The organism is Nocardia vulneris, assembly GCF_001613425.1.
In the GTDB taxonomy this organism is placed as follows: Bacteria; Actinomycetota; Actinomycetes; order Mycobacteriales; family Mycobacteriaceae; genus Nocardia; species Nocardia vulneris.
In genome coordinates this window covers 322,394-335,943 of sequence record NZ_BDCI01000023.1, presented here as the reverse complement: position 1 = coordinate 335,943, position 13,550 = coordinate 322,394, and the positions used below count along the sequence as shown (strand labels likewise).

At 69.0% G+C, this 13,550-nt stretch carries 11 protein-coding genes; 2 read left to right on the top strand and 9 right to left on the bottom strand.

Annotated elements, in window-relative coordinates; all coding sequences use genetic code 11:
* Positions 1 to 49: 49 nt before the first annotated feature.
* Genes NVU01S_RS26045 through NVU01S_RS26035 form a run of 3 tightly spaced genes read right to left on the bottom strand, consistent with a single transcriptional unit; the run spans position 50 to position 2,183 of the window.
* Positions 50 to 274, bottom strand: coding sequence for an antitoxin (locus NVU01S_RS26045; RefSeq protein ID WP_014981582.1), 225 nt, complete (start codon positions 272 to 274; stop codon positions 50 to 52).
* A 38-nt stretch (positions 275 to 312) separates the two neighbouring features.
* Complete coding sequence (locus NVU01S_RS26040; protein ID WP_043664770.1) at positions 313 to 1,455, bottom strand: MBL fold metallo-hydrolase; 1,143 nt, start codon at positions 1,453 to 1,455, stop codon at positions 313 to 315.
* Positions 1,455 to 2,183: an enoyl-CoA hydratase gene (locus tag NVU01S_RS26035; protein ID WP_042257370.1), complete on the bottom strand. Its 729-nt coding sequence runs from the start codon at positions 2,181 to 2,183 to the stop codon at positions 1,455 to 1,457. Before NVU01S_RS26035 ends, NVU01S_RS26040 begins: the two co-directional genes overlap by 1 nt.
* 90 nt (positions 2,184 to 2,273) lie before the next feature.
* Here NVU01S_RS26035 and NVU01S_RS26030 point away from each other — a divergent pair, with 90 nt between their 5' ends.
* Complete coding sequence (locus NVU01S_RS26030) at positions 2,274 to 3,389, top strand: NAD(P)-binding domain-containing protein (protein WP_043664603.1); 1,116 nt, start codon at positions 2,274 to 2,276, stop codon at positions 3,387 to 3,389.
* Between the two features lie 113 nt (positions 3,390 to 3,502).
* On the opposite strand, the gene NVU01S_RS26025 is transcribed toward NVU01S_RS26030, so the two are convergent.
* The 6 genes from NVU01S_RS26025 to NVU01S_RS26000 form a co-directional block, all read right to left on the bottom strand.
* The gene (locus NVU01S_RS26025) at positions 3,503 to 4,360 is read right to left on the bottom strand and encodes an aldo/keto reductase (protein WP_043664606.1); all 858 of its coding nucleotides are present in this window, start codon (positions 4,358 to 4,360) and stop codon (positions 3,503 to 3,505) included.
* A 156-nt stretch (positions 4,361 to 4,516) separates the two neighbouring features.
* On the bottom strand, positions 4,517 to 6,004 hold the full coding sequence (locus NVU01S_RS26020) for an acetyl-coenzyme A carboxylase carboxyl transferase subunits beta/alpha (RefSeq protein ID WP_043664608.1): 1,488 nt from the start codon (positions 6,002 to 6,004) through the stop codon (positions 4,517 to 4,519).
* 52 nt (positions 6,005 to 6,056) lie between these two features.
* A complete protein-coding gene (locus tag NVU01S_RS26015) occupies positions 6,057 to 6,659 on the bottom strand; it encodes a GTP-binding protein (RefSeq protein ID WP_014981574.1) in 603 nt (200 codons plus the stop codon).
* Positions 6,640 to 7,014, bottom strand: coding sequence for a DUF742 domain-containing protein (locus tag NVU01S_RS26010; protein ID WP_014981573.1), 375 nt, complete (start codon positions 7,012 to 7,014; stop codon positions 6,640 to 6,642). Before NVU01S_RS26010 ends, NVU01S_RS26015 begins: the two co-directional genes overlap by 20 nt.
* Before the next feature lie 7 nt (positions 7,015 to 7,021).
* Complete coding sequence (locus NVU01S_RS26005; RefSeq protein WP_011207200.1) at positions 7,022 to 7,435, bottom strand: roadblock/LC7 domain-containing protein; 414 nt, start codon at positions 7,433 to 7,435, stop codon at positions 7,022 to 7,024.
* Positions 7,432 to 11,097, bottom strand: coding sequence for a sensor histidine kinase (locus NVU01S_RS26000; RefSeq protein ID WP_209444755.1), 3,666 nt, complete (start codon positions 11,095 to 11,097; stop codon positions 7,432 to 7,434). The genes NVU01S_RS26005 and NVU01S_RS26000 overlap by 4 nt, the downstream gene beginning before the upstream one ends.
* A 316-nt stretch (positions 11,098 to 11,413) precedes the next feature.
* Here NVU01S_RS26000 and NVU01S_RS25995 point away from each other — a divergent pair, with 316 nt between their 5' ends.
* Positions 11,414 to 13,450: an AMP-binding protein gene (locus tag NVU01S_RS25995; RefSeq protein ID WP_043664612.1), complete on the top strand. Its 2,037-nt coding sequence runs from the start codon at positions 11,414 to 11,416 to the stop codon at positions 13,448 to 13,450.
* Positions 13,451 to 13,550: the final 100 nt, after the last annotated feature.

The window sequence follows — 13,550 nt, the reverse complement described above, 5'->3', positions numbered from 1 at the left end:
CAACGATTTTAGAGGCGGGGACCGACAGAAACCGGATCCCCGCCGCTCATCAGCCCTGCGGACCCGGCTGCTCGGGGGTACCCGGCTGTTCCGGCGGGACCGCCTTCTTGGCGGCCTCCTTGCCCTTCGCGATCTTGTCCGAGTACTTGCCCTGCGTCTTCTGGTCGATGAAGTCACCGCCCTTGTCGATCGCATCGTTGATCTTGTCGGCGTTCTTGGCTGCCGCGTCCTTGCCCTTGCCGACCAGGCCCTTCAGAGTATCGGCGAAGCTCATAGCGTTCGATCCTTTCCGTAGCCCACTAGCACGAGTGTTCACCCCACATCTTCCCACCACGAATCCCGTGCGGGCGCCCCATCGGGATCGACCCGCTGACCGGGCATGGGAACGGCGATCGTGGTGCCGGCCCGCTCCGCCGCCGCGACCATCCGGCGCACCGGCTCGGACCAGCCGTGGAAGGCGAGGTTGAAGGTGGCCCAGTGAATCGGCACCAGCAGGCCGTAACCCGCGTTGCCGACGCACAGATCGGCGTGCGCGCGCACCGCCTCCTCCGGGTTCATGTGCACATCGCGCCACCGCTCGTCGTACGCGCCGATCGGCAGCAGCGTCAGATCGAACGGGCCGAGCGCGGCGCCGGCGTCCGCGAACGCCTTGGTGTAGCCGGTGTCGCCGCCGAAGTACGCCCGCCGGGTCGGGCCGACGATCGACCACGAGGCCCACAACGTGGTGTTGCGCACCAGTCCGCGGCCGGAGAAGTGCCGCGCTTCGGTGCAGGTGATGGTCAGATCCGCGTCCGCGTGCGCCCGGCCCAGCGCGGACATCGAAACCGAACCGCCCCAATCCAATTCGATGATCCGATGCTCGGGCACGCCCCAGTGCCGCAGATGCGCGCCGATGCCGATCGGCACCAGGAACGGCGCGGTCTGGCGCAGCACGAGTTCGCGGACGGTGTCCTTGTCCAGGTGGTCGTAGTGATCGTGCGAGATGATCACCGCGTCCACCGCGGGCAGTGCGGACAGCGGCGTCGGCACCGGGTGCATCCGGGTCGGCCCGACCAGCGCGGACGGCGAAACCCGTTCGCTCCACACCGGATCGGTGAGCACCCGGTAGCCGTCCACCTCGATCAGCGCGGTGGCGTGCCCGTACCAGGTGACGGCCAGCTCGGCGGCCGCCGCGGGCAACTGCGGTGTCTGCAACGGGATCACGCCGGTCGGCCGGCCCACATTGCGCTTGGTGAGCGCCGAAAACAGCAGAGACGGCGCCGATCCCGCCGCGATCTGACTACTCGGCTCGGTGTTGTGGAACTGGCGGTCGCGGTAGGTGGTCGCGCCCGTCGCGTACGGCTGGATGGCCGAGATCGAGGCGCCCATCGCCGAGGGTATGCCCCACGCCGCGCGCACCACCCAGGTGAGACCGAGCGCCCCGGCCGCCCACCCCGCAATGCTGCGAATGCTCATCATCGCCCCACAAATTTCGCGGCACGTTTCTCTTGTCGGGCCAGGCGCCCCTCCTGGGCGTCGGCGCTGCTCCATGCCGCCTCCAGGGCGGCACGCTGCTGCGCGGTGTCCGGCGCCCTGGTGCCGTCGTCGTTGAGCACCAGCTTCATGTGCCGCAGCGACAGCGGCGCCAGCGCGGCGATCTGCTTGGCCCAGGACTGCGCGTCGGCGAGCGAGCCGAGCCGGTTCGCGAAGCCGAAGGTGTAGGCGTCGGCCGCGGTCACCGAGTCCGCGCCGAGCAGGATGGTCCGGGCGGGGCCGCCGCCGATCAGCGAGACCAGCCGCGTCATGGTCCAGCGGTCCACCGAGATGCCGAGCTTGGCCGCGGGGATCGCGATGTAGGCGTCCGGCTCGATCACCCGCAGATCCGAGGCCAGCGCCAGCTGCACGCCCGCGCCGAGCGCGCCGCCGTTGATCGCCGAGATCACCGGGATCGGCACCGACTCGATGGTGTGCAGCATGTCCATCAGACCGCCGAGGAACTCCTGCGAGTAGACCCCGGACAGGTCGGCGCCCGCGCTGAAGATGGGACCGCGCCCGGTCAGCACGAGCACCCGGGCGTCGTCTGCGACGGCGGCGAGGACGGCTTCGCGCAGCAGCGTGATGAGTTCGAGGTTCAGCGCGTTGCGCCGCTCCTCGCGCTGAAGTTCGATGGTCACTACGTCACCGTCTCGGCTAACTCCGAGCATGCGACCTCCCCAACTGAGCGATCCGTCTGGTTACATTCACTTTGCCACAGCGGACGGCACACTTCGTTGAAGCCGATACGATCATCGGCTGTGCCGACAGACTTCGACATCCTGGTGATCGGCGCTGGTCAGGCGGGACTGTCGGCCGGTTATCACCTCCAGCGCCTCGGGCTACGCCCCGAGCAGGACTTTCTCATCGTCGACCATTCGCCGGGACCCGGTGGGGCCTGGCAGTTCCGCTGGCCATCGCTGACTCTGACCACCGTGAACCGGGTGCACGACCTCCCGGGCATGTCGTTCGCCGAGACGTTGCCGCCCGGCTCCGAATCGGCGCCCGCGGCGACCGCGGTGCCGCACTATTACGAGCTCTACGAGAAGCGATTCGACCTGCGCGTGCGCCGGCAGGTCTCGGTAACTGTCGTGTGCGACCGCGCGGCGGACGGCAGCCCCGCCGAGCACGGGCCGGTGCTCAACGCCGAAACCGGCACGGCAGGCACCATTCGGGTGCGCGGCCTGATCAACGGCACCGGCACCTGGGAGCATCCGTTCATTCCGCGCTATCGCGGGGCGGAGACCTTCACCGGGCGCCAGCTGCACACCCACGACTACCGCACCGCCGCGGAATTCGCGGGCAAGCACGTGGTCGTGGTCGGCGGCGGCATCTCGGCGGTGCAGTTGCTCGACGAGATCTCCCAGGTCACCTCGACCACCTGGGTGACGCGCACGGAACCGATCTTCCGCGAGGACTCGTTCGGCCCCGAGGACGGGCGCGCGGCGGTGGCGAAGGTGGAGGACCGGGTGCGCCGCGGGCTGCCGCCCGGCTCGGTGGTCTCGGTCACCGGGCTGCGCCTCGACGACCGGCTGCGCGCGGCCCAGGCCCGGGGTGCGCTGCAGCGCCTGCCGATGTTCGACCACGTCGAGCCGGACGGGGTGCGCTGGGCTGACGGGACCTTCCAGCGGGCGCAGGTGATCCTCTGGGCGACCGGATTCCGCAGCGCCCTGGATCATCTGGCGCCGCTGCGGCTGCGCGGTCCCGGCGGCGGCATCACCATGACCGGGCGACTCGCCACCCAGGTCGCGAAGGATCCGCGCATTCATCTGATCGGTTACGGCCCGTCCGCCAGCACCATCGGCGCCAACCGCGCGGGACGCGCCGCGGCCGCCGAGCTCACTCGCTACCTGGGCATCGGGCGCGAATCGGACTGATCAGTCGTTCGATTCGCATCGGAGCGCGCACTGGGTGACCTCCAGCACGGATCGTCCGCGGCATCGAATACCGTTGCCGCCCACTGCCTGTGCGCCAGTTCGGCGCGCAGTGCTCAGCCGTCGAGACCGGCGGCGAAGGTGTCCGGGTTCTCGCCCACCCGGCTGTCGGTGTTGAGCGCGTTGATGGCGTCCACCTGGTCGCGGGACAGTTCGAAGTTGAAGACGTCGAAGTTCTCCGCGATGCGGGAAGGCGTGACCGACTTCGGGATGACGATGTTGCCGAGCTGCAGATGCCAGCGGATGATCACCTGGGCCGGCGTGCGGCCGACCGCGCCGGCGATCGAGGCGATGGTCTGATCGTCGAGCATGCTGCCCTGGCCGAGCGGACCCCAAGCCTCGGTGGCGATGGCGTTGGCGGCGTGGAACGCACGAAGTTCGCGCTGTGCCATCCGGGGATGTAATTCGATCTGGTTCACGGCGGGGATCTCACCGGTTTCGGCGATGAGCCGCTCCAGATGTGCCCGGGTGAAGTTCGAGACGCCGATCGAGCGCACCCGTCCCTGCGTCTTCAGTGCCTGCAAGGCGCGGAAGGTGTCCACGTAGCGGTCGGCGGCGGGGACCGGCCAGTGGATGAGATACAGGTCGAGGTACTCGAGGCCGAGCCGCTCCAGGCTGGCGTCGAACGCGCGCAGCGTGGCGTCGAAACCCTGATCGGCGTTCCACACCTTGCTCGTGACATAGATCTCGTCACGCGGCAGGCCGAACTCGCGGATCGCGCGGCCGGTGCCCGCTTCGTTGCCGTAGACCGCCGCGGTGTCGATGCTGCGGTAACCGGCCTCGAGCGCGGCGGTGACAGCCTGCGAAACCTCGTCGTCAGGCACCAAGAAGACGCCGAAGCCGAGCTGCGGAATCACATTCCCGTCGTTGAGGACGATCGAGGGAACGGCGGAAGTCTCGCTTCTGAAGGTCACCCTGCGACGGTAGAAGTGCGGCGGCGAGCCGTCAACGCTGCCCCCTGGCGTGTTGTCTCCATGTTTGCTGGCCCACCTGCGAGTTCACCGCGACGAACAGTGACCCCCGCGACAGCAGACGAGGCTTCGATTTCCGGACCGTGCCAGCGGCCGAGTTCACCGCGGGAGGCCGAGGCGGCGGTAGCGGTTGTGGCGGGTGGCACGGAGTTCGGCGGGCGGGCGGGTGCGCAGGTGGGCCAGTTCGGTGGCGATGGCGGCGACCATGCGGCGGGCGAAGTCCACCGGTTCGTCGGCGGCGTCGGGTAATTCGGGGACGATGCGGTCGACCACGCCGTCGGCGTGCAGGTCGGCGGCGCGAATGCGTTGGGCGCGAGCGAGTTCCGCGGCATGCTCGGTATCGCGGTAGACGATGGCGCTGGCGCCCTCGGGCGGTAGCGGGGCCAGCCAGCCGTGGGTGGCGGCCAGGACGCGGTCGGCCGGGAGCAGCGCGAGCGCGCCACCGCCGGTGCCCTGGCCGAGCAGCACCGAGACCGTCGGTGTGTCCAACGTCACGAGATCGGCCAGGCAGCGCGCGATCTCGGGCGCCAACCCGCGCTCCTCCGCCTCTTTCGACATCGCGGCGCCGACCGTGTCGATGACAAGCACGAGCGGCAACCGCAACTCTTCGGCAAGCGCCATGGCTCGGCGCGCTTCGCGCAGGGCGGCCGGCCCCATAGCGTATTCGCCGAGCTGCCCGGTCCGGTCGTGCCCGAACACCACACACGGCTGACCACGGAAGCGGGCCAGCGCGTGCACGACCGTCCGATCCGACTCGCCCTGCCCGGTGCCGCTCAACGGCACCCGCTGCGTCACCTGCCGCAGCAGATCACGAATGCCCGGCCGGTCCGGGCGGCGCGAGATCAGCACCGACTCCCAGGCCGATAGTGCCGCCGCGCCAACCGGAATAACTTCGGCCACAACGCTTTCCGGCGCCACCACCCCGCTGAACACACTCAATGCGCGGTGCGCGATACGCCGGAAGACCGTGACGGTCACCGCCCCGTCGATAACGCCTCGGCGGTAAAGGTTTTCGGCGGTCTGCACGCCCTCCGGGAACGGCTGCCCGTACAGGGCCTGATACACACGCGGCCCGAGGAACCCGATCATCGCGCCGGGCTCGGCAAAAGTCATGTGCCCCAACGAACCCCACGAGGCGAAGACGCCGCCCATGGTGGGGTCACGCAGATAGACCAGATAGGGGTGACCCGCCGATTTGTGCGCGGCGACCGCGCCCGCGATCTTCACCATCTGCACGAAGGCGACGGTGCCCTCCTGCATGCGGGTGCCACCGGAGGTCGGTGAGGCGATGAGCGGCAGCCCGAGTTCGGTGGCACGCTCGACGGCGGAGACGATCCGCTCCGCCGCGGCGACGCCGATCGAACCGGCGAGAAAGCCGAATTCGCAGGCGATGACGGCCACTCGACGGCCACGCAGCATTCCCGCGCCGGTGAGCACCGATTCATCGGTGCCCGCCGCGACCGCTGCCTGCTGCATGTCCTCGCGGTACCGCGGGGTGGCGGCCACCGTGACGGGTGGCCGATCCCAGCTGACGAACGAGGCGGGGTCGAGCAATTGTCCGAGCAGCTCGCGCGCCGAAATCCTCACCGGGTGAGACTAACCAGTCGGCACCGGTGCCGAGGCGACGCCGCGCGAGTGCTCAGTAGCCCTGCATCACCTTGCGCAGGGCGTATTCGGTGAGTGCGACCAAGGCCTGCTTGGCCGGCTCGCGACGCCGGGCGTCGATGGACAGGATCGGCACATCGGCAGGCACCGCGAGGGCCTGCCGGATGTCCTCGATCGGGTAACGCGGCGCGTCGTCGAACTCGTTGAGCGCCACCAGGAAAGGTAGGCCGCGCGCTTCGAAGTAGTCGACGGCCGCGAAGCTGTCCTCGAGCCTGCGGGTATCGACCAGCACCACGGCGCCGATGGCGCCGCGGATCAGGTCGTCCCACATGAACCAGAATCGGTACTGGCCCGGCGTACCGAAGAGGTACAGCACCAGATCGTCGGCGAGGCTGATCCGGCCGAAGTCCATCGCCACGGTGGTGGTCGACTTCATCGGAATGCCGGTCAGGTTGTCGATTCCAGTACTGGCATTGGTCACCAATGCCTCGGTGCGCAGCGGAACGATCTCCGAGACAGCACCGACCATCGTGGTCTTCCCGACACCGAAGCCACCCGCGACCACGATCTTCGCCGACGTCGGCTTGCTGGTACGGGTGTCGACCTGCGCCGTCGAATCAAATACGCCGGAGTCCACTGAGAACCCTTTCGATCAGCTCGCGACGTTCATCGTCGCTGGAATCGTCTTTCAAAGTTGCCGAAACGCGCACATGCCCGGCCTCGATCAGGTCGGCGACCAGCACACGCGCCACCCCGATGGGGATACCCAAGCGGGCTGCTACCTCGGCAACGGACGGCGATTCTCTGCACAACTCCACGATTGACGTCTCGATGTTGGTCAGTTCGAACTGCCGCTCCAGGGCGACCGGATGCGATGCGACGAGCGCCTCCAACGCCAACTCGACCGCGGGCCTCGTTCGGCCGGCGGTCAACGAGTATGGGCGGACGAGACTCGGCTCGGCGCTCCCCACGCGGTGATCTTCTATGTCCATCCCACCATCAGGAACCCATCGTGACGCGTGGCGTGGCCTGAACCGTCTGGCCCACACGCTCGACCAACAGCGCCATCTCGTACCCGACCTGACCGATATCGCAAGACGTATTGGTCAGCACCGCAAGGTACGAGCCGTCGCCGACTGCCATGAGTAGCAGGTAGCCGTGCTCCATCTCGACGACGGACTGCAACACGGTGCCGCCCTCGAACAGGTTCGAAACGCCGACCGAGAGGCTGGCCAGTCCGGCGGTGACGGCCGAGAGCTGCTCGGCGCGGTCGACGGGCAGCTGAGCGCTCGCGGCCATCAGTAGGCCGTCAGCCGAGACCAGGACGGCATGGGCTACGCCAGGAACCTCGTTGGCGAAGTTCGAAACCAGCCAATCCAGCTGACGATTCGTACCACCTAGATCGGGGTTCATCGGTCTCCTTTATCTCCGGTTAGGTTCATTGCTCTCATTGCGCGGCCATCCCGGACGCCTTGCTGGTGACGACTCAAGCTGGACCTGATTGTTTCTGGATCGCGGCTCGGTGCCCGTTCCACCGCACCGTTGACGGCGCCCGGGACCAGCCTTCCGCCCGGATTGCGTTGCGGCAACCCGGCCGCCGTCTTCGTTTCTGCCTGTGCCTCGCTCGCCCGCCGGGCCGCCTGCCACCCTTCATCACCCGGTGATTCGAAGGAAGCGGCCACTTGGGATCGATCCATATTGGGGTCTGACAGCCACGCGGACATCATTTCCGCGAAAATTGGTGTCCCACCCATCACCGAATCGCCGGTGTCGACCGCGGGCTGCAGCCTGGTCTGGAAGAACGACGCCGTGCGGCCCGGGTTGGCCCGGTAGCTGTGCCGGCCCGGATCGCCGCCGGTCGCGTCCGCGTCGCCGACCGGCTCCTCGACGCCGCGGCTGCGCGGCGAAAGGCCGATGCCGGGCGAGGATTCGCGTTGCGGCAGGCCGTCCCCGCCCGGCTCGCGCTGGGGCAGATTCGGCGGCACCTGCGAACCCGGTTGCCGTTGCGGCAGTCCGGTCGGTGTCTCGCGCTGCGGCAGGCTCGTCGCCGCCGCGTGCCGGGACGGCAGTCCACCGGTATTCGAATCACGTTGCGGCAAAACGTCCCCGCTCGGATCACGCTGCGGCAGACCGCTGGAGCTCGAATCACGCTGCGGCAGACCACCTGCGCTGGGATCGCGCTGCGGCAGACCGGAGCTCGGCTCACGTTGCGGCAGGCCACCGGCGGCGCTCTCGCGCTGCGGCAACCCACCCGCACTCGGATCACGTTGCGGCAGGCCCGGGCTCGGCTCGCGCTGCGGCAAGCCACTCGCCCCGGCCGACCGCTGCGGCAGGCCACCCGCGCTCGGATCGCGCGGTGGCAGGCCACCGGAAGCACTGTCGCGCTGCGGCAGGCCGCCCGTGCCCGGCTCCCGCTGCGGCAAGCCGGAACTCGGCTCGCGCTGGGGCAGGCCGTTGGCGCCCGCCTCGCGCTGCGGCAGGCCCGACGAGGGCGCCGCCGACGAACGCTGTGGCAGCCCACCCGCGTTCGGATCGCGCGGGGGCAACCCTTCCCGCTGCGGCAGGCCGTTCGGCCCCTGACGGGGCGGCAGGCCACCGGCATTCGGCTCGCGCTGCGGCAGCCCGCCGGACGCGCTCTCGCGCTGCGGCAGGCCGTTCTCGCCGCGCTGGCGCTGCGGCAGGCCGCCGGGCGGCTGGGAAAGCCCGCTGATACTCGGCTGCGGCACACCGTTGGTGCCCGGCTGCCGCTTCGGCAGTTCGCCCGAATTCGGGTCGCGCGGGGGCAGACCCGTCACGGTCGGTTCGGCGGGCGCGCCCGGCGGCCGCGGCGGACCGCCCGGGTTGAGGTTGCGCTTGGGTAGGTTCGCGGCGGCGAGTTTGCCCCGCTGCGGGCCGCTGGACTGCTGCTGACCGGGCGCGGGCCGCAGGGTCGGGCCCTGCGCATTCCCCTGTGTCGCGGCCATATTGCTGCCCGGCTGCCGCTGTGGCAGCCCGCCCGCGGCCGGAATCGGCGTGCTGGGCGAGGTGTTCGGCTTGCTGACCGGGATCGGCCCGCTCACCCCGGGATCGACGGTGACCATGACGTTGCCGCCGGGGGTGCGGGTGATCGCCCGCATCTGCATCGACGACGGACCGGCCGGGCGCGTGCGCTCGGGGGTCTGCGGCGACGGAGTGACGGGCTGGGCCGTGATCGGCTTGCCCGCGACGATCAGCCCCACCGGGACGTGCACGGTCACGGTGACGCCGGGATCGCGCGCGGTGTCGAAGGTGGGCCGCAGCCGCACGGTGAGCCCGTGCCGCTCGGCCAGCCTGCCGACCACGAAAAGACCCATGTGCCGGGCGGTGTCGGGACCGGGCTCGGCGGTCTGCTCGAGCCGCCGGTTGATATCGGCCATCTCGGCAGGCGGCATACCGATACCGCGGTCGGCCACCTCGATGAGCATGCCCTGATCGTGCGCCTGCGCGAAGGTGAACTTCACGTCGGTCTCCGGCGGGGAGGCGCGCAACGCGTTGTCCAGCAGCTCGGCGAACAGGTGCGCCATATCGGAGGCGGCGGGCTCGACCAGCGAACCACGCGGTGTGGCACCCAGTTTCACCCGCTCGTAGTCCTCGACCTCGGAGATCGCGGCGCGCAGCACGTCGGCGATCTCGACCGGTGCGGACTTGGCGCGGCGCTGCCGGGTACCGGCGAGGATGAGCAGGTTGTCACCGTTTCGCCGCATGCGCGCGGCGAGATGGTCCAGCCGGAACAGGTTTTCCAGCAGGCGCGGGTCCTTCTCGTCGTACTCCATCGCCTCGATCAGGCTGAGCTGATGATCGACGAGCGACTTGGAGCGCCGGGCCAGCGTCTCGAACATGTCGTTGACCTGCGAACGCATCTGCGCCTGGTCGCTCGCCAGACGCAGCGCCTGGCCGTGGATGTCGTCGACGGCGCGAGCCAGCTGGCCGATCTCCTCGGTGCTGCGCACCGGCATCGGTTCCAGCGGTACCTCTTCCGGGGACGCGCCGTTGCGGAGCTGGGAAACCTCGTGCGGCAGGTCGCTTTCGGCGACCCGCAGCGCGGCGAGCCGCAGCCGGTGCAGCGGCACGATCATCGAGCGCGCCACGAACACCGCGAGCAACAGCGCGGCGAGGATGGTCGCGACCACGACCGCGGTGTAGGTCCAGGCGTCGCGCTGCGCGGTGGACACCAGGGAGTTCATCGCGCTGTCGATGTCCTTGGTCGCCCGGCTCACCACGAGTTCGTAGACGGCGAGGCTGTCGGTCAGCGACTTCTTCAGGTCTCCGACCGGAATCCGGCCCGCCTGCGACTCCGGACTGCTCAGCAGTGCCACTCGAGTGTCGATGCCCGCCCGCAGGTCGGCGATCGAGGTGTCCCCGTCCGGGAACCGGTGCGACAGCACGCTGAGCAGCGAACGCTCGGTGTTGGCGGCGGTGAGGAAGCCCTGCACGCCGGTGGTCGGATTGCGCAGCACCTCGGGGAAGGCGGCGACCTCGCCGACCAGCGTGGCGCGGGTGTTCAGCGAGTCGACCAGCCGCAGTTTCGCGGTGTCGACCGCGGTATCGCTGACCTGGCCGACCGTCGTCTCGACGATCCGCACGCTGTCGTTGCGGACCCGGTCGATCAGTCCGATGGCATCCGAGGTCGGCGTGGTGCTGACGTTCTTACCCTGCGCCCGAACCGCTTTGGCCTGGGTGAGCATGCTGTCCAGCGCCGCGCGGGCGCCGGCGACTCCGTTGAGCCGGTCGGCCGATTTCTCCGCGTTGGCGATCGCCTTGTCGAGGTCGGCGAGGTTCTGATCGGTCACCACCGACACGTTCGGCGCGACCGCGATCATCTGCGAACCGACGGTCGTCGCCGTCTGCGCACTCAGCGCGGTCACCGCGGGGATCGCCCCGACGTTCTCCGCGACCCCGGCAAGCCGGCTCGAATCCGCGAACTCTGATGAAATCCTGGACACGCCGAGCCCTACCGCGACCGCCAGCGGAACGGCCAGGACTGCCGTTACCTTCCAGCGCAGGTCCCAGTTGCCGAGCGCCCAGCGCCTTCTGCCGGACCTAGCGGCGTCACGCATCTCCCACTCACTTTCCAAACTGGCCCCAACCACGCGCCATCAGCGAACCTCCACACGCATACTGGCTCGACAGGCGGAGCTGGCCGAGAACTGCGGCTGGCCGAGAAATTGCGTCTACGACGGCCCAAATAAGTGACATCAGATTCTAACGGATCAATAACTTCTTGGGTGACTCCGAGTCAGGCTGCGCCCCTTGACCTGCCCGTTCCAGGCAAAACCAATGGTCACAACACCATCCCGGGCGTCGCGTGAAGTCTGCCACAATCAACCAGATCTATCGAGGCGGGCATCGAGGCGAGGCTAGGGAGTCACGGGTTTGAACGTGCGGCACGAGTACCGACCGGTCTATCAGACCAGCTTGGTCGATCCCGCCGAGTTCTGGGCTGGTGCGGCTGAAGCGATCGACTGGGACGTACCGCCGACCCAGGTCGTCGACACCACCGCGCGGCCGGTGGCCAGATGGTTCCCCGACGCTCGCCTCAACACCTCCTTCAACGCCCTCGACCGGCATGTGCGGGAAGAGGGAGGCCTCGCGAATCAGCCCGCCTTAATATACGACTCCGCTATGACCGGCACCAGAGGCGTTTTCACCTACGCCGAACTGCTGGAAAAGGTAGCTGAGTTCGCCGGTGCGATGCGCCGAATCGGCGTTGTCGCAGGCGATCGCGTGGTCATCTACCTGCCGATGATCCCGGAAGCCGTGATCGCGATGCTCGCCTGCGCGCGGATCGGCGCGGTGCACTCGGTGGTGTTCGGCGGCTTCGCCGCGCCGGAACTCGCGGCCCGCATCGACGACGCCGAGCCGGTGTTGATCGTCACAGCCTCGGGCGGCCTGGAACCGGGCAAACAGCTCGAATATCCGCCGATTGTGTTGCAGGCCTTGGACCTCGCCACCACCACCGCCCCGCGCACGGTGATCGTGAAGCAGCGCGAGCAGTTCCGCACCATCCACTTCCCCGCCCCGCAGGCCGCCACGGAATCACTACCGAGTTCCACCCAGACGGTCGCCGCGCAATGGCTCGATTGGGACGATGCTGTCCGCGGTGCGACACCGGCCGATCCGGTGTCGGTCGCCGCCACCGATCCGCTCTACATCCTCTACACCTCGGGCACCACCGGGAAACCCAAAGGCGTGGTACGGGACAACGGCGGACACGCGGTTGCCCTCGCCTGGTCCATGCGCAACATCTACGACATCGGCCCGGGGCAGGTGATGTGGACGGCCTCCGACGTCGGCTGGGTCGTCGGCCATTCCTATATCGTCTACGCGCCGCTGCTGGTCGGCGCGACCACGCTGCTCTACGAGGGCAAGCCGGTCGGCACCCCCGACGCGGGCGCGTACTGGCGCGTGGTGGCCGAACACAATGTTCGCGTACTGTTCACGGCCCCGACCGCGCTGCGCGCCATCCGCAAGGCCGACCCGGATGCCACGCTGGCGCACCGCAACGATCTCTCGTCGCTGCGCGCGCTGTTCTGCGCGGGCGAGCGCCTCGATCCCGCCACCTATGCCTGGGCCGAGGAGGTGCTGCTCGCCGGGCGAACGGACTGCCCCGTGGTCGATCACTGGTGGCAGACCGAGACCGGCTGGCCGATCTGCGCGAACCTGCTCGGCCTGCAACAACTTCCGATCAAGGCGGGCTCGGCGTCGGTGCCGGTGCCCGGGTACCGGCTGCGCGTGCTCGACTCCGAGGGCAACCCGGTGGCGCCGAACACCGAGGGCAACATCGTGATCGGGCTGCCGCTGCCGCCCGGCACGCTGACCGGCCTGTGGCACGACGACGAGCGCTACAAGCGCTCCTATCTCTCCGCCTACCCGGGCCACTACCTCACCGGCGACTCCGGCTACTTCGACGACGACGGCTATCTCTACGTACTCGGCCGCAGCGACGACGTGATCAACATGGCCGGGCACCGGCTCTCGGCGGGCAGCATCGAGGCGGCCATCGCCGGTCACCAGGCCGTCGCCGAATGCGCCGTGATCGGCCTGCCCGACGAACTCAAGGGCCACCGGCCACTGGCCTACGTGGTGCTCAAGTCGGGGGTCGAGGTGGACCCGGCGCAGCTGCGCGACGAACTGATCGAACGGGTCCGCACCCAGATCGGCGCGATCGCGACCCTGCACGACGCCGTCATCGTGACCGCGCTGCCGAAGACCCGCTCCGGCAAGATCCTGCGCAAGACGATCCGGCAGATCACCGCCGGCGAGACCTACGACGTGCCCTCCACCATCGAGGACCCCGCGGTGCTCGACGCGCTGGAAACACAGATCCGGGCGGCCCGGCCGCTGGACGGCCCGGCGCCCACGCCGGACCAGGCGCCGGTCGCCACGCCCGATGTCGGCTCGCCCGCCTGAACCTGCGCTCGGGAAACGACCCGATCGCGAAAAATGCACTGTGCCTTGGTGATCGACCGCTACTCAGAGATTCCTTAAAGAACGTTCACACGGGGGCCAG